25 protein-coding genes are annotated in these 20593 nt (G+C 36.9%); 2 read left to right on the top strand and 23 right to left on the bottom strand.

The window, feature by feature from the left end:
- Positions 1-13: 13 nt before the first annotated feature.
- The 11 genes from FC73_RS04525 to FC73_RS04470 all read right to left on the bottom strand — a co-directional run bounded on the left by FC73_RS04525 (position 14) and on the right by FC73_RS04470 (position 7443).
- Complete coding sequence (locus FC73_RS04525) at positions 14-1006, bottom strand: class I SAM-dependent methyltransferase (protein ID WP_010022037.1); 993 nt, start codon at positions 1004-1006, stop codon at positions 14-16.
- 262 nt (positions 1007-1268) lie between these two features.
- Positions 1269-1697: a ComGF family competence protein gene (locus FC73_RS04515; protein ID WP_010022036.1), complete on the bottom strand. Its 429-nt coding sequence runs from the start codon at positions 1695-1697 to the stop codon at positions 1269-1271.
- Between the two features lie 140 nt (positions 1698-1837).
- Positions 1838-2290: a type II secretion system protein gene (locus FC73_RS04510; protein WP_010022032.1), complete on the bottom strand. Its 453-nt coding sequence runs from the start codon at positions 2288-2290 to the stop codon at positions 1838-1840.
- Complete coding sequence (gene comGC, locus FC73_RS04505; RefSeq protein ID WP_010022031.1) at positions 2274-2570, bottom strand: competence type IV pilus major pilin ComGC; 297 nt, start codon at positions 2568-2570, stop codon at positions 2274-2276. The genes FC73_RS04510 and comGC overlap by 17 nt, the downstream gene beginning before the upstream one ends.
- Positions 2570-3007: a type II secretion system F family protein gene (locus tag FC73_RS04500; protein WP_162250898.1), complete on the bottom strand. Its 438-nt coding sequence runs from the start codon at positions 3005-3007 to the stop codon at positions 2570-2572. The genes comGC and FC73_RS04500 overlap by 1 nt, the downstream gene beginning before the upstream one ends.
- Positions 3008-3156: 149 nt before the next feature.
- Positions 3157-3591 carry a type II secretion system F family protein gene (locus FC73_RS04495; protein WP_029327130.1) on the bottom strand — a complete coding sequence of 145 codons (435 nt, stop codon included), beginning with the start codon at positions 3589-3591 and terminating at the stop codon, positions 3157-3159.
- On the bottom strand, positions 3557-4534 hold the full coding sequence (gene comGA, locus FC73_RS04490; RefSeq protein WP_115791454.1) for a competence type IV pilus ATPase ComGA: 978 nt from the start codon (positions 4532-4534) through the stop codon (positions 3557-3559). The genes FC73_RS04495 and comGA overlap by 35 nt, the downstream gene beginning before the upstream one ends.
- A 73-nt stretch (positions 4535-4607) precedes the next feature.
- A complete protein-coding gene (locus FC73_RS04485) occupies positions 4608-5342 on the bottom strand; it encodes a YebC/PmpR family DNA-binding transcriptional regulator (RefSeq protein ID WP_010022027.1) in 735 nt (244 codons plus the stop codon).
- A gap of 77 nt (positions 5343-5419) precedes the next feature.
- Complete coding sequence (ccpA, locus tag FC73_RS04480; RefSeq protein ID WP_010022026.1) at positions 5420-6421, bottom strand: catabolite control protein A; 1002 nt, start codon at positions 6419-6421, stop codon at positions 5420-5422.
- Positions 6422-6559: 138 nt separating this feature from the next.
- Positions 6560-7012: a YtxH domain-containing protein gene (locus FC73_RS04475; protein WP_010022025.1), complete on the bottom strand. Its 453-nt coding sequence runs from the start codon at positions 7010-7012 to the stop codon at positions 6560-6562.
- A 14-nt stretch (positions 7013-7026) separates the two neighbouring features.
- A complete protein-coding gene (locus tag FC73_RS04470; protein ID WP_010022024.1) occupies positions 7027-7443 on the bottom strand; it encodes a DUF948 domain-containing protein in 417 nt (138 codons plus the stop codon).
- Positions 7444-7582: 139 nt separating this feature from the next.
- Here FC73_RS04470 and FC73_RS04465 point away from each other — a divergent pair, with 139 nt between their 5' ends.
- Positions 7583-8566 carry a mechanosensitive ion channel family protein gene (locus FC73_RS04465; RefSeq protein ID WP_010022023.1) on the top strand — a complete coding sequence of 328 codons (984 nt, stop codon included), beginning with the start codon at positions 7583-7585 and terminating at the stop codon, positions 8564-8566.
- Between the two features lie 34 nt (positions 8567-8600).
- Here the strand turns inward: FC73_RS04465 and FC73_RS04460 are convergent, their stop codons facing one another.
- Positions 8601-9191 (bottom strand): XTP/dITP diphosphatase, encoded by a 591-nt coding sequence (locus tag FC73_RS04460; protein ID WP_010022022.1) that lies wholly within the window; start codon positions 9189-9191, stop codon positions 8601-8603.
- Entirely contained in the window at positions 9191-10000 is an 810-nt protein-coding gene (murI, locus tag FC73_RS04455; RefSeq protein WP_010022020.1) for a glutamate racemase, read from the bottom strand. Before murI ends, FC73_RS04460 begins: the two co-directional genes overlap by 1 nt.
- Before the next feature lie 137 nt (positions 10001-10137).
- On the opposite strand from murI, the gene FC73_RS04450 reads away from it, so the two are divergent.
- Entirely contained in the window at positions 10138-10608 is a 471-nt protein-coding gene (locus tag FC73_RS04450) for a YslB family protein (protein WP_010022019.1), read from the top strand.
- A gap of 23 nt (positions 10609-10631) precedes the next feature.
- Here FC73_RS04450 and trxA read toward each other — a convergent pair whose 3' ends face one another.
- From trxA to FC73_RS04400, 10 genes are all read right to left on the bottom strand, one after another.
- Entirely contained in the window at positions 10632-10952 is a 321-nt protein-coding gene (gene trxA, locus FC73_RS04445; protein ID WP_010022017.1) for a thioredoxin, read from the bottom strand.
- Between the two features lie 79 nt (positions 10953-11031).
- Entirely contained in the window at positions 11032-13389 is a 2358-nt protein-coding gene (locus FC73_RS04440) for an endonuclease MutS2 (RefSeq protein WP_010022016.1), read from the bottom strand.
- Positions 13390-13403: 14 nt separating this feature from the next.
- Positions 13404-13898, bottom strand: coding sequence for a CvpA family protein (locus FC73_RS04435; protein ID WP_010022015.1), 495 nt, complete (start codon positions 13896-13898; stop codon positions 13404-13406).
- Entirely contained in the window at positions 13898-14152 is a 255-nt protein-coding gene (locus FC73_RS04430; protein WP_010022013.1) for a cell division protein ZapA, read from the bottom strand. The genes FC73_RS04435 and FC73_RS04430 overlap by 1 nt, the downstream gene beginning before the upstream one ends.
- An 89-nt stretch (positions 14153-14241) precedes the next feature.
- Positions 14242-14550: a DUF1292 domain-containing protein gene (locus FC73_RS04425; RefSeq protein ID WP_010022011.1), complete on the bottom strand. Its 309-nt coding sequence runs from the start codon at positions 14548-14550 to the stop codon at positions 14242-14244.
- Between the two features lie 19 nt (positions 14551-14569).
- Positions 14570-14995, bottom strand: coding sequence for a Holliday junction resolvase RuvX (gene ruvX / locus FC73_RS04420; protein WP_029327128.1), 426 nt, complete (start codon positions 14993-14995; stop codon positions 14570-14572).
- A 5-nt stretch (positions 14996-15000) separates the two neighbouring features.
- Positions 15001-15285, bottom strand: coding sequence for an IreB family regulatory phosphoprotein (locus FC73_RS04415; RefSeq protein ID WP_039144276.1), 285 nt, complete (start codon positions 15283-15285; stop codon positions 15001-15003).
- A 54-nt stretch (positions 15286-15339) separates the two neighbouring features.
- A complete protein-coding gene (gene alaS / locus FC73_RS04410; RefSeq protein ID WP_010022008.1) occupies positions 15340-17991 on the bottom strand; it encodes an alanine--tRNA ligase in 2652 nt (883 codons plus the stop codon).
- Between the two features lie 262 nt (positions 17992-18253).
- A complete protein-coding gene (locus FC73_RS04405) occupies positions 18254-19615 on the bottom strand; it encodes a DEAD/DEAH box helicase (protein WP_010022007.1) in 1362 nt (453 codons plus the stop codon).
- A complete protein-coding gene (locus FC73_RS04400) occupies positions 19615-20571 on the bottom strand; it encodes a DHH family phosphoesterase (protein WP_010022006.1) in 957 nt (318 codons plus the stop codon). Before FC73_RS04400 ends, FC73_RS04405 begins: the two co-directional genes overlap by 1 nt.
- Between the last annotated feature and the right edge of the window lie 22 nt (positions 20572-20593).

Raw genomic sequence — 20593 nt, 5'->3', positions numbered from 1 at the left:
TCCTTATTTTTAACTATTTTTTTAATAAATCGTTTTCTTCCCAATCAACAATCTCAGCCATGAATTTTTGAAAGGCATCTGTATCTTTAAATGAAGGGAACTCTCCCAACATAACCTTTTGCACTTGGTGACTATCTCCACCACGATTTTGCAAAATTAAAATGGCCTTCTGAGCATTTTCGTTTGCAAACAACTCTTTTGGTAAATTCAATACTCCTTGTAAGTATACAGAATCTTGAAACCATTTTAAAAGGCCCTTGGCTTCACTAGTTTGAAAAATGTTGCTGGGAACCAAAAATACTCCAAAACCAGCTGGTTTTAAGTAGTTCATTGATTGTTCAATTAGTAAATGATGAACATATGAATGCCCTGCTTGAGCTCGAGTAGCATAACCCGTGGTTTTTTCATCAATTGGATAATAACCAACCGGAAGATCAGAGACAACCAAATTAACCTTGGGAACCAACAAATGTTCAATACTATCTTGCTGAATTAGTTCAACATCCAAATTCTGCATTTTCGCACTAATACTAGCAATTGAAATCATTGAATCATCATTATCAATTCCATATCCCTTTACAGTATCATGAAGTGAATCATGTAATTGATTCATAACCGCTGTGAGTAAATTCCCAGTTCCAACTGCTGGATCAAGGATGCTAACACTGGATTCATGTTCATAAATCCGCGTAACTATGTATCCCATGATGTAGGCGATTGTATCAGGAGTTATTTGATGATTTGCCTGAATCTTGTCTTCTTTAGTGGCTCGGATCATAACCATTTGAATGGCTCGTCGAATTGATTCGTTATCCATTTTGTGGTAGTCAACCGTTCGATATAGCTTAGTAAGGTCGTCCACTATTTTGGGTTTAGGAACTCCATCTTCAACTCGAACCGTATTATTATCAATCATATTATCAGCCGTCTCAATGAAAGCATCCAAATACGACGTTCCTAAAGCTTGACTTAAAACTTTGCTGGATTGATCAAAAACTTGAAACAATGATATTGATTCTTTTTCAGACAGAAATATCAACCCCTTTTCTTATATATCTAGGGTTAATACTACCAGAGTTCACGTCCGTTATTCAAGATTTCTCGTTTATCTCTTAGAATTATTCAATTCTTTAGTCAACCTTTGATATTTTGCGATCCGAATATGATTATTTTGGATTTGAAAGTCTACTTTTTGGTAGCGATAAACAATTATACCAGATAAAAATAGCAAAAATAAAATAGCAATTAAAGTTAAACTTCCCCTTCTTTTATAAATAACTTTTGGCTTCATAATTAACCCCATCAATTTTGATACGACTAGTTAAAACATGGTGATTAGTAGACCACGAAGCATGATTCACCCTTAAGATAATTGGGATGTGACCACCCTTAACCCCACGTAACCTCACCATGTTCTCATATTTTTCCATAATGTATTCTTTATTCTCTTTTTTACTTTTGAGCTTAACGGAATTTCTTTCGACATTCATGACTTTAAACTGATAATCTGGTGATTCAATCACATCGAGATAACGGTAAAAAATTCCATCACGATCTTCCCATTTCTCACTTCTAATTAGTTGCGTGGTCAACATTATTAGACCAAAGGCCATCGAAATTATCAGCAAGGAAAAAATTGATTCAATGATCGAGAAACCAGCCCGTTTACTGATACTTTTTAAGTAATTTATGCTCATAAGTTTTCCTCATCGCATGCATTTCATCCCTACTTTTTTGTAAACAATGATGCTCAAAATCATTCACATTTAAATAAAAAATCACTCCACTACAAATTAATGCCAGGCCAATCAGTGAATCCAATAGCGTAAATCCTAATCTAATTTTGTTTGATAGTTTCAAGGTGATACGCACCCCATCCCAGTTGAATTTTTTGTAAAATCAATCTCTTTTGTCCACTTGAAGACCATCTAATGGTTTGCGGTTTAACGTAGCCATCTTTTTTAATTTCAATGTCATGATAACTTTTAACGCTTAGTCCCCTTGGCATTTTAACTACTCGATTTTTTAACCTTGACTTTTCCTGCTTAACAAACACCACTTCATCATTTGGGTAAAATAATACCCGGGTTGAATGGTGATGAGCTTGCGATTCAATTAATGCCTCATTCCAAGCAGAATCAAGTGTTTCAAAGAAACGTTTTTCTTGATTTCCTATTACACCGAGATAATTGAAAGCTACTAACGTGATGCCAAGAATTAAAGACGAAACAAACAACACTAAGACACTTTCAACTAACGTAAATCCAGGTTGATCATTTTTGCATCGCATGATTTTTTACCACAACGATTTTTTCAGCATGTGCTTGATTAGCCTGCTTTCCAGTTAAATAATGACTTCGAACTAACTTATTAATTGTTACATCTCCATCGTGATTTTCATCCTGATAGGCATCAATTTGAGTTTGAATCACAGATACCATTGCTGATCCATGAATTTTCTTAGCATGATCTTTCTGATTACTAAGATTTGGGATAATAATTAAAACTAACAATGAAATGATAAACAAAACAATTGTCATTTCTATTAAAGTAAAACCCTTCCTATTCATTAATAAAGTCCTTTCATCGAATCATACATTGGTAATAGCATTTGTAAATAAGCTCCTACAATTAAAATTCCGATTACTGCAAAAGAAACTGGTTGAATCAATTTAATTAACAAGTTAGACTTACGGATCATTTCTTTAAAGCTCAATCTACTAAGTGCCTTAAGATTTTGAGCTAACTCCGACTGAGTACTTCCGTTTAAAAGAAACACGATCATTTCTTCAGACACAAAAGAATAGTGTGCTAGACTTGCTCCAAAATTCATTCCCTCATTAAAACTGGCGTGCATTGTTTTTCCAACATCATAAAGAAGACTTTGATGATCAAACTTTAATAAGGCTGAAACGACCTGCTTCAAGTCCAAGCCACCGTTAATCATCAAAGCAAAATTAGAAGTAACAAAATATTGATAATATGCTTTAAATAGCTGCCCTATCACGGGAATTTTAACCAATAAATTAATGCGATCAATGCATTTCTTCGCTTTAAAGTTTTGGTAACAAACCATTCCCAATAAAATAATTGCTAGCCCAACAGCATAGACTATATACGAAATAACATGATGATTCCTAGTGCCTGTTTGTCCTGTTAAGTCAGCTGTTTGGGCATGATCAAGAACTTAACGGCAAAGATGATGCTAAATAAAACTAAGAACAAAAAAATGGGGTAAACCACAACTGCTTTAATTTTCTCATTTTGTGTAATTCTTAATTTTAAAAAGTCACCAATTTCTTTCATTCCATTCACTAAATCACCATGCTCATCAGCGATTTTTAACTGATAATAGATTGATTCACTAAGAAAGAATTTCATCGAATCCGGTAAATTATTTCCTCTTTCTAAGCCATGCATGATCTTATTTACAATTATTTGATTCCGTTTCGAGACCACTTTCACAAACTCCAAGCTCTGATGAATTGAAAACCCCGTAGATAATAAATCACCTAAGGTTGAAAACAAAAATGCTTGTTGTTTTATGGAAATCCGTTTACCCGTAAAAATATTTATCCCGATTTTTTTCACTAATTACTCCCCTTTTAAAAAGCAGTTCAATCTGATCCTTCCAATCTTCCATATCATCTTTTTCCACATGATGATTATTAAACTCATCTTTAATGGTTAATAAGGTTTTAATTTCTTTAGATTTAGTTGGGATTAACCGTTGATAGACCACTAAGTTTAAGGCTGCTTGAATCCGTTCAAAGTCAATCCCTAACTCTAGTAGTCGCTGAATCGTTCCATCAGGAGACTTGGCATGAACAGTGCTTAAAACTAAATGACCTGATAAAGCAGCTGAAATTGCAACTTCCGCCGTCTGATGATCCCGAATTTCACCAATTATAAAAACGTCAGGACGTTGTCTTAATCCCACTTTTAACAAATCTGCATAAGTCATCTTGGCCTGATCATTGACTTCCAATTGTAAAAAAGACTCTTCATAGATCTCCACTGGATCTTCAATTGTCATTACAATTTGATTTTTACTGATTTTTCTAACTACACGATAAATAGTAGTTGTTTTACCCGATCCAGTGGGACCCGCAAATAAAAGTAAACCTCGCTTTTTACAAGCCGATTCAATCTTTTGAATTTGATCCGGATTAAAAAAGCCGCTCTCGATTTGATGAGTATCGTAGATAATCCTAATCACCATCGATTCATTTTGGCTAAAGTTTCCCACCGACGATAATCGCAAACGAAGTTTCTGATCTTTGATCGTATAATCCATTGCACCAAGCTGGGGCCTTCTACTATCCGTCACTGACATTCCGCTTTGATACTTACAATACGAAATTACCCGTTTTGCCATTTCGGTACTCAAATTTGTAATTTGAATCGTCCTGATTGCCGTATGAACTTTAATACAATATTCATTTTCCTTTGGTAAGATAAAAACATCAGAAGCTTGGCGTTGGACCGCGAATTCCATAATATTATCCAACCATTGTGTTACTTTCAATTTCATCACATCCTTCATAACTAAATACGAAAAAAGGATGCAATCTAATTAAAGATTGCACCCTTTTTTAATTATTTAATTATTCAGCTTCATTCGGCAAAACAGCTGCTTCATAAACATCTTGAACATCATCGTTGTCCTCTAATTCATCAATAAGACCACTATACTGTTCAACTTTATCTGAAGGAACTTCAGTTGTATTCTGTGGGACCAACTTAACCTCAGCATCCAACTTATAACCTGCTTTCTGTAATGCATCGCGAACGCTCGCCATGCTTGCAGGATCAGTAAGGATTTGATATTCATCATCGGTCGACTTCATATCGTCAGCACCAGCATCTAAGGCAGCCATTAACATACTATCTTCATCATCATCCGTATCAGACTTTGAAATAGTAATGAATCCCTTTCGATCAAACATATATGATACTGAACCATCAGTTCCAAGTGAACCACCATGATGAGTAAATGCGGAACGAATGGCCGCAGCAGTTCGGTTCTTATTATCAGTTAAGGCAGACACCATTACTGCAGTTCCACCAGGTCCATATCCTTCATAAGTTACTTCTTCAAACTTTGCTCCACCGACACCTGAAGCTTTGTCAATTGCCCGTTGAACGTTGTCTTTCGGCATGTTCGCTTCCCGAGCTTTTTCCATTTCTAGTCGTAATTGAGGATTTCCTTCTGGATCACTTCCACCAGCCTTTGCAGCTTGGTATAAGTTACGTGAGATCTTCTGGAAAATCTTTCCACGCTTAGCATCTTGGGCGTTCTTTCGTCCTTGAATGTTATGCCACTTTGAATGTCCTGACATGATCGCAACTCCTCTCTCTTTTAAACATATTAACTCTCTAATTATAGCAACTAGTAACTCTAGTATCAAGTTAAGTTCTATTTAGTTGATTCACGCTTTTTTAAACCAAAAGGCAAAAAAACCTTATTTTCTTCAATATCTTCATTATTCATTAACTTCGTTAAAAGACGCATGGCAACGGCTCCCACATCATAAAGCGGTTGAGTAATCGTTGACATGGTTGGTCTGGTCATTTCAGTTAACTTCGTATCATTACTAGTTGCAAGTTCAAATTCACCTGGGACACTAATCCCATCATCAGTCATCGAATTCATCACTCCTGCTGCCATATCATCGTCAGTAACAATTGCGGCAGTTACTTCATTCTTTTGCAAACGTTCTCTTAAAGCATATCCACCAGAATAACTAACATCGGTCTCAAAAAGCAATGATTTCTCATATGGGATTCCCGCATCAGTCAACGCATCCTTGTACCCTTTCAAACGAAAGTCCTTATTAATGGAACGTTCGAGGGGACCCGAAACAAAGGCGATGCGGTCATTTCCATTATTAATTAAATTAGTAACTTCAGAGTACACGGCTTGTCTATAATCAATGTTGACACTCGGAATCTTTCCACTAGCATCCACGGAACCCGCTAAAACCACAGGTGCTCGGGACTTTTTGAATTCCGATCGTAACTCTTCTGAGATTTCATTTCCCATAAAGATAATCCCATCAACTTGTTTAGCCTGAAGCGTATTCATTGAAGTCAGTTCACGCTGATTATTACCGTCAGAATTAGTTAAAATAATGTTGTACTTATACATTGTTGCAATATCATCAATCCCTCTGGCAAGCGAAGCAAAGTAAGTATTCGTTACGTTCGGAATAATAACTCCCACCGTGGTAGACTTTTTACTTGCCAGTCCTCTAGCAACTGCATTGGGACGGTAGTCAAGTTTATCAATGATGTTTAAGACTTTTTGTTTGGTCGCATCTTTAACATTTTGGTTACCATTTACCACTCGTGAGACAGTTGCCATTGACACATTGGCCTCGCGAGCTACATCATAAATTGTCACATTTTGTTTTTTCAAAGTCGATTTCTCCTATGAGCACACTTATGTACACTAATTATTATAAATATATCAAAGTAAAGGAATTCATTCAAGTGAAATCGGTTACATCAAGAGAGCAAAAAAAACCGGACCGTCCGTCCGATTTGGGTAAATAAATTATTTTTCATGGTGTTCGTGAACTGGATAAATTGTCTCTGCACGATCTTGATCGCTAAATGCATCATCTGGATCAATCACAATATCATCAGATTCTTTTTCCTTAGCAAGATCATCTAATTCATTCTTAGGTGCTGGATGTTCTTCAACATCAGACTTTAAAGAATTAACGGCTTCCTGTAAATCAGATAATTTATCACTAAGGGATTCATTAACTTTATGAACCGATCCTCTAGCATCATCCATCTTATCTGAAGCAAGATCCTTAAGGTCTTCAGCCGTATCATTTGCATAGTAAACGTAATCTAACGCACGGTCTTTAGCATCTTCCGTAGCGTCTAGAATCCACTCTTTAATTTCACGTTGTTTTGCTTCATCTAATAGTTTGTAGGCTACGAAAGCAGCAGTTCCACCAAGTACTGATCCTAAAAGCATTCCCTTTTTCAAATTCATAACCAATCCACCCCTTAATTTGTTTCTTCAGAATTTTTGTCGCGTTTAGAGAACAATCTGCCAAGCATCTTACCAGCAAATGTTAATGCAGACGTTTTAGCTAACAAACCACTCTTCGATTTAACTTTCTCAGTTGCATTTCTTGTTGCTTCATTTAGATCTGAAACGCTTTCACCTAAATCAGCTGCCGCCTGGAACACGGGATCAACCTGATCGAGTTTTGAGTTAACGTTGTTAAGTAAGGTGTTTGAAATGACCATAATTTGCTCACATTCTTTGCTAATATGATTAGCATCATTTGTAAGACTATTAACACTTTCACTGACATCCTTAACCGTTTTTGACAATCTGATCAAGAAGAAACACAAAAATACAACTAAAACTAAAAACGCAATTGCAGCAATTAACGCTGCTACTTCACCGATACCCATTTAATTATCCTCCTAATGGCTTCTTCATCATTTAGAATAGCATTATCCTGTCAATATGACAATTTAAAAAGCTTAATTTTATTTAGAAGATTTCTCTGTTAAAATATTGATAACAGTAAAATCAAGAGTGGAGGAAATTATGAACATTTTTATTCAATTGGTAGCCGATTCTGCCAAAGCATCATCGGCCCTTAAATCAGGGTCAGTGGAAAATGTAGCTAATCCGTCTTTTTTAACCAAGTACTTTAGGAGTTTCAATTGGACCAAGATACTTTCAAATCTTACAACCAAAATTGTAAGTATTATTTTAGTCTCAATCCTTTTTCTAATAATTGTACGAGTTGGAAAAACCGTTATAAAACATTTTTTCAACAAACGTCAAACTAATATTTCACAAAAAAAGGATAGTTTACCAAAGATTAACGGAACATCCGAACCAATTGCAGCGAGAAGAAACAAAACCATGTATACCCTTGCTACTAACATCTACTACTATACCGTCATTTTCTTTTGGTTATATTCAATTTTATCAATGATTGGCATTCCGGTTGGAACTTTGCTTGCTGGTGCTGGAATCTTCAGTTTAGCAATTGGACTTGGGGCTCAGGGATTCGTTAGTGATATTGTTAGTGGATTCTTTATCTTGTTTGAACACCAAATTGACGTTGGTGAACGAGTTATCATTAATAATATTGAGGGTTACGTAAAAGCCGTAGGTATCAGGACTACTCAAATTACTAGTATTAACGGAACCCTTAACTTTATTCAAAATCGGAATATTACCACGGTTTCAAATCTATCTCGTGGTGAAATGATGACAATCGTCAACATCAGAATCACACCAGAAACACCCATTCATAAAGTTGAAGATATTATTGCTTCAGTTAATGAAGAAAAGTGTCCAAATGATCCTGATATTGTTGGAAAACCAGTCATTTTTGGAACCAACTTCCTTGAAGACGGGTCACTTGCCATCTCCGTGTTCCTACACACCAAAAGTGAACGCGAATTTGACGTCAATGCTAAGTACTTAGGAGCTTATCTCACCGCTATTTATAAGGCTGGCATTAATCTTCCGCTTTCACCATTGGTTGTTCCTGCCCCACCACAAAAAACAAATTAAAAAATGAGCTATCACATATGTGATAGCTCATTTTTTACCACCAATCTTCAATTACATCAGTTAACTTTCTGAGAGCATTTCCACGTGCACTATACGCATTCTTTTGCTCATCAGTCAATTGAGCCAATGTCTTACCTAACTCGGGCAGATAAAATAAGGGATCATAACCAAAGCCATTGGTTCCCCGTGGAGTTTCAACGATCTGACCATCCACTCTTCCAACAACCACTAACTGTTTCCCATTTGGATTTCTAACAATCAAAGTCGTATTGAAGTGAGCATTCCGGTTCCGTTTTCCCTGCATGTTCCTCAATAACTTAGTTTTATTAGCCTGATCATTATGATCACCAGCATATCGTGCCGAATGGATACCTGGAGCTCCATTTAAGGCATCAACAACTAAACCTGAATCATCGGCCAAAACTGGTAAATCCAAATATTCTGAAACAACCTTAGCTTTGATGGTCGCGTTTTCTTCAAACGTTGTTCCATTTTCATTGATGGCAGGAACATTATCAAAATCATTAATCGATTTAACGGTTAAACCAAGTTTAGAAAGCATCTCCGTAAATTCATTAATCTTGCCAGGATTCTTTGAAGCAACCACAATCTGATTATTTTTCATTAGTATTTCTCCAATTGTTTTACGGGAATAAGCTTAGCATCAATATCCGTGTGTAACCATTGCTTACCAACTTCGTCGAACCTTTTGACGTCCGCAGTGGTATAAAACTGAGCATTGGGATGGGCTACATTTGCCAAATGATCAGTATCTTTTAGTTCCCTTTCAACTGCATTAACCGTTTCATATCCAGGATTAACCAAAGTTACGTCCGGTCCCATTACATTATCAATTAAATCAGCAATAATTGGAAAATGAGTGCAACCTAAAATTAACGTATCAATTCCACTGTTTTGAAATGGCTTTAAGCCTTCTTGAACTTTTGCTTGTGCATCTTTACTATGATACTTTCCACTTTCAACTAACGGAATAAAAGTTGGACAAGCCACTTCTTTCACTTCAATACTGGGATCAATTTTTTGAATTGTATCACGATATGAATGACTAGCAACTGTTCCCCTAGTGGCAATCACTCCGATTTTCTTATTCTTCGTTTTTTTGACCGCTGCCATACTTCCAGGCTCAATCACTCCAATCACAGGAATTGGAAGCAATTTCCTTAAATACGAAAGGGCTGCTGCAGTGGCGGTATTACAAGCAATTACCATCATTTTAGCACCTTGATCAACAAAAAAATGGCCAATCTCAGCAGAGTACTGACGTACCTCATTGGTGGTCTTTTCTCCATATGGGAGCCGCGCTTCATCCCCTAGATAAATCATATTTTCGTGTGGTAGTTTTTCTAACGCAACTTTTGCGACCGTCAAACCACCAACTCCAGAATCCATGTAAGCTACTGGTGATACCTTCATAATATCCCTCCTATTCACTTCAAATTTAATTATGGCGTTTTTTTTAATTGAGTTCAAGTTACCCTTTCTTCTTTATTTCATGGGAGTCTATGATAGAATGTTATTTGTAAAGTATCTTTTTGGAAGAGGACTCTGATATGAATAAATACGAAAAATTTTGCAAGGAACATTCTGATTCACCTTTTTGGGGAATTGAACTTTTAAGGGACAGCCTTTTACCAGATCTATTAGACCAAGATATTCATGACATCCTATACTGGGCTGGCAAGGATCTTGCTACCAAGTTTCCAGTTGCGTCAAATGATGATCTTCAGGCATTCTTTAAACAAAGTCAGTTTGGTAATCTAGAACTTAAAAAAGAAAACATCAAAAAAATCAGTTGGAAACTAAGTGGACCAAAGGTAGAAACCCGCTTAAAACTAAATAAGGATCCTGATTTCATGCTCGAAGCTGGTTTTTTAGCACAGACTAAACAACAAATCGATCAAATTTCAACCGAGTGTGAAGCCACCATTAAATTAAACAGTGTGAACTTTACCGTTGTTTCCGATCCGAATGCTCCTGTGAATAACCCAAGTGATTTTAAAACAATTAATATAGCAAAATAAAAAGAGCCCAATGGGCTCTTTTTTTATGCTGTATATGCAGACAACAATTTCTTTAATTGATCTTTTGAATGGAAGCCGACGATTTGATCGATAACTTTACCATCCTTAAGCACCATGATGGTAGGAATACTCATAATTCCAAACTCACGTGAAGTATTAGGATTATCATCAACATTCATTTTAAAGAATTTGATTTTGTCAGCAACCTCTGGGTCCTCTGACAAGTCTTCAATTACTGGAGACTGCATCTTGCATGGACCACACCATGGAGCCCAAAAATCGACAACTGAAACACCATCGGCAGTGTCTTCTTTAAAGTTTGCATCATTAGTTTCATTAACCATAATATTTGCCTCCTTATTTCTCTTACTATGAGTAAGTATAAACACGTGTTGTTTCAAATGCAACTAAATTGCATACAATCTACTTAAACTTCACGACAGTTGAGCCGTCCCCACCTGCATTAGCCGGTGAGAAACCAAATTCCTTTACTCGGCGGTTTCGTTTCAAGTAACTAATCACACCTTTTCGAAGAGCTCCTGTACCCTTACCGTGGATAATCGTTACCGAAGGATATCCAGCTAGAAGAGCAGAATCAATGTAACGATCAAGCCGTTGCATGGCAGATTCATATCGCTCACCGCGTAAATCCAGAGTTGGAGAAATTCCACTAGAACGGGTTCTTCTTACACTAGGAGTATGTTTCTTCTTACCTGGTTCTTTGTGGGTTTGTTCCAAATCTGACTCAGAAACTTTCATCTTCAAGATCCCAAGTTGGACTTCCCAGTTATCTTTTCCCATCTTCTTCAACAGAACACCACGTTGACCGTAGGATTTTACCAAGACATCATCGCCTTCTTTAAAATGATGCTTGGCTTTTTCACGCTTTAAAACACGATTGTTTTTAAGCTCAGGATGCTGCTCAAGTGAATTAATTTTCCCTTTAGCATCAATTAACTCATTCTCTTTGATTGGCTGATTGGTTCTCTTTTGAACTTGATGAAGATTATTGATGATTTCGTTAGCTTGCCGTCGTGTTTTTGAGACGATTTGATTAGCCTGCCGTTTAGCATCATTTACCATTGAATCTTTATTATCAGTAAACTTAGTAAGCTTATCATTTAGATCAGCATGAAGCCTCTCATTTTCAGCTAATTCAACTTTAAGCTTACGTGCTCGTTCATCCGCATCTTTGGTTTGTTTGGTAAGTTGTTTAATCATCCTATTAATATCTTGACTATCAGAGTCCATTAGTGAACTAGCTTCGGAAATAATGGTATCAGGCAAGCCCAATCGTTTAGCAATATTAAGGGCATTACTTTGGCCTGGAACCCCTAGTAACAATCTATAAGTTGGTTTAAGGGTCTTCTCATCGAATTCCATTGAAGAATTGATCGTCTCTGGTCGATTGTAGCCATACACCTTTAATTCTGGATAATGAGTAGTAGCCAAAACTTCACTACCTGATTCACCCATTTTATCTAAAATAGACATGGCAAGCGCTGCCCCTTCCTTAGGATCAGTTCCTGCGCCTAGCTCATCGATTAAAATCAAACTTTGATTGGTAATGTGCTTTAAGATATTAATTAAATTATCCATATGTGATGAGAATGTACTAAGGTTGGCCTCAATTGATTGTTCATCACCAATATCAGCAAACACGTTATCAAATACACCAACCTGACTACCCTCATTGGCCATTACAAAAATCCCTGATTGAGCCATTAACTGGTTAATTCCTAAGGTTTTAATGGTAATGGTTTTACCACCCGTATTGGGACCAGTAATGATAATTTGCCGAAAATCAGAACCAATCTGAATGTCATTGCCAACCACTTTTTTCTGATCAATCAATGGATGACGAACGTTTTTCAGATTAACGTGATTTTCTTTGGAAACACTGGGCTTAGTGGCATGCATTTGATCCGCAAACTTAGCCTTTGCATTAATAAGGTCAAAATGCCCTAATTGTGCTGCGTTTTCCATTAATTCTTCTTGGTAAGGACGAATCATATCAGAAAGCTCACTTAAGATTTTGTGAATTTCCTTACGCTCATCTAATTGAGAACGTCTTAAATCATTGTTCGATGAAACCACACTTTGAGGCTCAATGTAGAGCGTTAAGCCACTTGTACTTTGGTCATGAACGATTCCACCAAATTTTTGCTTATCCTCGGATTTAACTGGAATCACATATCGTCCGTCTCGAACCGTAATAATTGGTTCACTTAAATACTTGGACTGCTTTCCATGAATATACTTATTCATGGTAGTTTTTATATTCGTTTCTAGTCGTGTAATTTCTCTCCGAATTGAACGCAGTTCACTGGATGCTGAGTCTAATACACGACCATCTTCATCAATTGAAGCTTGAAGTCGTTTTGAGATTTCTGGAAGATCATTGAAATCCTTGGCTTCATCGTATAGAACGTTTAATTCAACCTTGTCATCATCTAAGTTTGCAAAAAAGGTCCTGACTCGCTTACTAGCAAGCAAAACCGCATTAACCTGAGATAATTCAGTCCCATTCAAGTCAGCATTAACCGCTAAGCGCTTCATAGATGGCGTAATATCAACTAATCTTGGGACTGGGATCATCTTATTTAGACGATAAATATGAGAACCATCATCAGCTTCATTCAGTGAATGTGAGACTATGTCATAATCACTACTTGGCTTTAATTGCTTGAGCTCCCTTGATCCGTTTTCAGTAGTTAAAAACTGTCCTACCAATTGTTTTACTCTGTCGTATTCTAATGTATCGAGTACTTTTTCGTTCATTTTTTCATCCCATTTTAACGATTTATCATTTGATTAAATAAATGCGGCGAATCCATCATTATCATCTGTGAAACGGTTGAATTTTGATATTCAGTGTTAACCCAATCATTATTAGTTAATAGTAATCCATCCAGTATTAACATCATAACCAGTAAACTGATAATGGCACCAAAAACTGCACCCAAAAGTGAGTTCAATTGACGTAAAACTGGAAGCGAAGCAATCCGATTTAATAGGTGTGAAACCCATCGGAGTACCACCGCAACAATTACAAAAGTTATTAAAAACGACAAACCACGCCAAAATCCAGTATTGATATAAGCATGGGTCGCCAAAATCATATTAGATGCAGACCTTAAGAAATCTGCAACCGGAATTACATAAACAAATGCAATGACAGCAGCAATTAAATAACTAATAAAGCTGAATAATTCATTTACAAGTCCATGATGGTAGCCATTTACGATTGAAAAAATCAATACAATTATGATAATAATTGTAAACAACATTAATCTTCGCCATCCTCCGCTTTATTATTAATTTTATCAAGTTCTAGTTGCTTTTTTAATTGATCAGAAATTGCGTTAAACGCAATTAAGATGGCAGCATCTTCATTACTAACACCCTTAGATAAATTTTTTAACTGTGCAAGTTGATTATTCAAAATACGTGCAGTTGTTTCCATGTGTTCATCAGATGCATCACCAATAAATGTATATTCTTTCCCACCAATTTTTGTTTTAAATCTATTTTTACCTGCCAAATTAAAACCTCCCGCCAATGTTTCTATTTTAGCATGAAAATCTTTTAGAATTAATTAAAAAAGGATGCTGGTAATCCAGCACCCATTAATTATTTTTGATCTTGACCTGATTGAAGGAATGTATCAAGCATTTCTTGAACCATTTCCCACTCATTATCATCTTCAATTGGTTCTAATTCTCCACCAGTCGGATTGGCAGGATCATCATCTTTTGGTAACGCATAGGCTTCAATGTCAACTTCATCATTATCATCATCTGTTGCTGGATAAATAAAGATATATGAACGATTGTAATCATCAGATGAGAAAGTAAATAAAATATTGTATAAACTCTCATTTCCATCTTCGTCGACAAGTGTAACTTGTTCTTGTTGGTTGTTCTCGTTTTCTTTACTCATATTAAGCCCTCTTTTCTAATTAGAAATTACATAATTTACCCTTACGATCAAGGTAACTTTGTAAAATCAATTCAGCTGCAACTTTATCAATGACCTTTTTTCGTTTTGCTCTAGAAACATCAGCTTGCTCGATTAACATTCGCTCAGCTTCAACGGTTGTAAGTCGCTCATCTTCAAAATCAACTGGTAAATTAAAGTGTTTTTTAATTAACTCACCATAATTTTTTGATGCTTCTACTCTGGGACCAGAAGTATTATTCATATTCTTAGGTAAACCAATTACAACACCATTTACATCGTATTTTTTAATCAATTCACCAATGCGGTCTAACCCGAATTCTTTTTCGTCTTCGTTAATCTTAACGATTTCAATTCCCTGGGATGTCCATCCCAAAGCGTCGCTCATGGCTACCCCAACTGTTTTTGATCCTACATCTAATCCCATTAATCTCACTGATCTGCCGTCCGATCCATCGATGGTGTTTTACCCTTTAAGTATGAATGTAAAAGCACATCGATTATTTCTTCTCTATCATAATGACACATAAGTGTCCGTGCATTATTCAATTTTGGAAGATATGCTGGATCACCAGATGTTAGATAACCAACCAATTGAACATACGGATCATATCCCTTTTCAATTAAAGCTTGGTAAACAGTTGCCAGCGTCTTGTGAATGTCTAGATTAGACTTGTCTTCAAATAATGAAACGTCTTCTTGTTTATGCTCCATCATAGATCCCTCCCCTACAAAAATGATAATACACGACTAATTTTCAAATAACAACTATTACTTGCGTTCCTCAATCCAAGCTTTAGCAGCCTCTAACGCATCCTCAATTCCGGCTGGATTCTTCCCACCAGCTTGAGCCATGTTGGGACGGCCACCTCCACCACCATTAATATACTTAGAAATCGATTTAATCAAATCGCCTGCTTTAATGCCGGACTTAACCTGATCCTCACTAACTGCCACTAATAAATTAGCTTTGTCATCAGTACCGGTCCCAAGCACCAATACATCAGAAGCACGTTTATCTCGCCACGAATCTGCTAATTCTCTTAGTTGGTTCATGTTAGCATTTTTTAAACTTCCTGCAATCAAAGTGACTCCGTTAATATTCTGAACATTATTAAAGATATCAGTAGCTTCTTGGTTTGCCAATTTGGTTTCAAGGGATTCCTGTCGACTCTCTAAATCTTTAATTTGGGCTTGCAATTGTTTTACACGTCCTGGAGTCTCATCGGTGGTAGAAGCTTTTACCGTTTTCCCGATTTCCTTTAACATGCGTTCCTCATCATTTAAAAGATCAAACGCATCCTTAGAGGTAACCGCTTCAATTCTTCTTACACCAGAACCAACCCCTGTTTCAGAAACGATCTTAAATAATCCTAGTTGATTGGTGTTTTTAACGTGATCGCCACCACAAAATTCAATGGAAAAATCATCAATTTTTACCACCCGAACTTCGTCACCATACTTAGCATCAAAAAGGGCGATCGCACCCATTTTTTTTCCGGTCTTCTGATCAGTTACCACCGTTTGAACTGGGATGGATGCAAAAATCTTTTCGTTTACCATATCTTCAACTTTTTGCAGTTCATCATCGGTTACTCGACCAAAATGAGTAAAATCAAAACGAAGGTAGTCGGGACGAACCAACGAACCCGCTTGCTGAGTGTGACCTCCTAAAACATTTCGCAGTGCCTGATCCAATAAGTGAGTGGCAGTGTGATTGTTTTCAACTCGTTCATGAAAACTACGGTCAACAACTAACTTGTACTGCTCACCCTTTTTCAGATCTCTAATAACTTTTACCGTGTGCAGATTTTGACCATTTGGAGCTTTTTGAACGTCCTCAACTTCTGCCACTTCGTCACCGTTCTGATTATAAATCTTTCCGGTATCAGCCACTTGACCACCCATCTCTGCATAAAATGGGGTCTTATCAAAAATTAGTTCAACTTCTCCTTCACTTGGTGCCACACTATTTACTAATTTTTCATCCGCAATAATGTCATCCAATTTAGTTGCATCAACGGTTAACTGATTATACCCAACGTATTCACTTGGTGTTTTGATGTCCAGTAATAAATCACGTTGAACCTTCATTGACTTTTTCGAACCACGAGCGTTTCTAGCACGATTTTGTTGCTTTTGCATTTCAGCATCAAAGCCTTCTTCATCAACTTTAACACCTTCATTACCAGCATATTCCTCAGTTAATTCTAGTGGAAAACCATAGGTATCATATAGTTTAAAAGCATCCTTACCAGAAATCTCCTTTTTGGAATCTTTTTTGGTATTAGCAATAATGTCGTTCAATAACCGAAGTCCATCATTTAGAGTTGCATTAAAACGTTCTTCTTCATTTTTAACGATTTTTTGAATATAGTCACTTTGTTCGAGGACATCAGGATAGTAAGCTTGCATAATCTTGCCGACAACGGGAACCAACTTGTATAAGAAAGCATCATTAATCCCTAATTCATGACCATTAACAGTAGCACGACGAATCAAGCGACGAATGACGTAACCACGTCCCTCATTGGATGGAAGAGCTCCGTCACCAATGGCAAAGGTAATGGCCCGAATGTGATCAGCAATAACCTTAAAGGGAACGTCCTCTTCCCGATTACCACCGTACTTCTTACCGTTGCTTAATTCTTCAGTCTTCTTAATAATCGGCATAAATAGATCAGTCTCAAAATTAGTCGGTGCATCTTGAAAAATGGATACCACTCGTTCTAGACCCATTCCAGTATCAATATTCTTTCTTGGAAGTGGTTCATAAGTCCCCTCTGGGGTGTGATTATATTGAGAAAAAACAATGTTCCAAACTTCCAGGTAACGTTCATTTTCTCCGCCAGGGTAATTTTCAGGATCATCTGGAGCTAGATCATCATATTTTTCTCCTCGATCATAGAAAATTTCTGAATCGGGACCTGAAGGACCTTGACCAATATCCCAAAAGTTATCTTCAGCTGGCACAATGTGATCCGGATCAATTCCAACCTTCAACCATAATTTTTTGGTCTCTTCATCATCAGGATAAACTGTGACATACAAATTGTTAGGATCCCATCCAAACCACTTGGGACTAGTTAAAAGCTCGTATGCCCAAGGAATAACCTCTTTTTTGAAATAATCACCAACCGAAAAATTACCAAGCATTTCAAACAAGGTCTGATGTCTAGCGGTTTTCCCAACGTTCTCAATATCATTAGTTCGGATACTTTTCTGAGAACTAGTCAATCTTGGGTTGCTTGGAACTTCTGAACCATCAAAATACTTCTTCATGGTAGCAACACCGGAGTTAATCCATAGTAAGGTTGGATCATCCTTCGGAATTAGAGAAGCACTGGGCTCAACAGTGTGACCCTTTTCTTTGAAAAAATCAAGAAACATTTGACGAACTTGACTACTGCTTAGTTTTTTCATGATATCCTCCATAAAATAAAAAATAAAAAAACACCATTGCTAGCAAAGACGCCGGAACGCGGTACCACTTTGCTTGCAACGATGTTGTTCATTACCTCTTTAGTCCCTATAACGTGGGAAACGATTTACTATCTGGCAGCATCAAAATAACTTAGCACAGTCTGTTTTCATTATCCAAACCTCTCTGTGGTACCTTATTAATTTGATATATCCAATTAACTTAAATTATATCCAGAAAATAAAACACTGTCAATCAGTAATGTTATTGATAACGCTGTGAACTACGTTTCTTCTGTTTCTTTCGAGCCCGAATTTGATTTCTAACTTCAATCTTCCGATCTTTATCACTTTTTTGTTTAATGGCTCGTTTAATTTTCCTCTTGTATCCTGGCTTAACGTTTTTCTTCTTTTTCTTAATTAAACCAATCATGGTCGGATCTAACTTATTTTTGGGCTCTTTTCGCTTCATTCGTCGCCTTCGATCATACGTATCAACGACCTCACCACGCTTGATCTCTTTTGGAATGAACTTAATGCCCATTTTTTCCAGTTCCGAAACCCTTTGTTCCTCACCCGGAGCATAGAGGGTCATGGCAATTCCTTTCATGCCATTTCTTCCAGTTCGTCCAACCCGATGAATAAAGTACTCTAAGTCAGTGGGAATATCATCATTAATCACGTGCGATACCCCAGAAATATCAATTCCTCGAGCAGCCAAATCAGAGGCAACCACAAATTGATAATCTAGATTCTGAATCTGTTTCATGACTCGTTTTCTGACTCGTGGCTGCATTCCACCATGAATTTCAGCAACTTTTAATCCTTGCTGCTTTAGATAGTTATAAATTTCATCAACTCGTTCACGAGTATTGGCAAAAATTAAAACTAGGTATGGTTCGCCCATCGTAATTAATTGATAAATTAAATCATTCTTATTCTTACCCTTAGTAGAAATTAACCAGTTTGACACATTTTGGTTAATAACGGTTTTGGTAGGAATATCATTCATTACTGGATTTTTCATGTATTTCTTAAGAAATGGTTTTAGTTTTGGTGGAACCGTGGCAGAAAATACCATCATTTGCAAATCTTCTGCCATTTTAGAGGCAATCTCATCAACCGTATCCAAAAATCCCAGATCAAGTGTCATATCAGCTTCATCAATTACTAATTGGTGGGCACTATGAATCTCAAGATCACCATTCTTCACAAGATCCCAAACTCTTCCAGGGGTCCCAATTACTACTTGCGGTTGTTCACGCTCAAGTTTTTCAACTTGACGTTCTTTATCTGTCCCACCAACGTAATTACCGATATGGATCGTTTTATCAGAAAACTTCGCAATCTGTTTGGCATTGTCGTAAATTTGGTAAGCCAATTCTCTACTAGGAGTAGTGATTACTACTTGAACGTCTTCCTTATTAAGATCTAAACCATCAAAAATTGGTAAAAGAAAAGCATGAGTCTTACCACTTCCCGTAGCGGACTTACCAATCACACTTTTTCCGTGTTTGATGGTTGGAATTACTTTGGTTTGAATTGGGGTGGGATTACGAAATCCAAGATCTTTAATGGCGTCACCAATAAAGGGTTGAAAATGATAATCCTTAAACGAAGCTCCCATTAGTTATTCTCCTTTTTATACTGCTTCACAACTTCAGAAAGTTGCTGCACAACCTGTTTTATTTCATCGTCATCGGAAGCCTTAGCACCACTAGCTAGCGCATGACCACCGCCATCGTGTTCTTTGGCCAGTTCATTAATTGAAGGACCTTTAGAACGTAGACGGATCCGGTAATTTCCTTCTTTTTGTTGAACGAAGATGGCCCAAGCAACTACTTCACCAATATTTCCAGGAAGTGGAACTACCGAAGAAGTACTATCATCACCTAACTTGAGATCCTTAATCACTTCATTAGTTAAAATCACATAAGCTGCACCATTTTCATCAATTGTTAAATGTTCGTATACATAGGCAGCCAAACGGGCTTGAGCAACATCTATAGCATCTTCGGTTTGAGCAACATCTGTAATTGAAAAATGATATTCATCCAACTTGCTTGCTACCTCAAAAGTATGTGAAGAGGTTGAGGAGTACTTGAAACGACCAGTATCACCAATGATTCCAGCATACAACAAACGAGCCGCATTATCTGGCATCTTGAGATCATTGTTTGCAGCAAATAAATCATAGATAAGTTCAGAAGTACTTGATGCTTCCGGCTCAACCCACATCAAATCACCAAATTGGTCATCATTGGGATGGTGATCAATTTTGATGAGGTATTTCCCTTTAGTATAACGATTATCATCAACTCGTGGTTGATTGGCAGTATCTACCACAATTACTAAGGCATTTTGATAATCATCGTCACTTGCCTCAGTCACTTTTCCTAACCAATCAAAACCTTGGTACTGCTTCCCGACCGTTAAAACTTTCTTATCAGGATAAGACGCTTTGATAATATTTGCTAATCCAAGTTGTGACCCAACTGCATCAGGATCAGGGCTCTGATGTCTATGAATAATGATGGTTGGAAATTCCTTGATTTTTTCATTAATCTGCTGTTTTACGTTCATTACAATGGCCTCTAATACTCTT

It is taken from the genome of Fructilactobacillus fructivorans (assembly GCF_001434095.1).
GTDB lineage: Bacteria > Bacillota > Bacilli > Lactobacillales > Lactobacillaceae > Fructilactobacillus > Fructilactobacillus fructivorans.
Note: the sequence above shows the minus strand (reverse complement) of the source record. Positions and strands in the feature narration are given on the sequence as shown.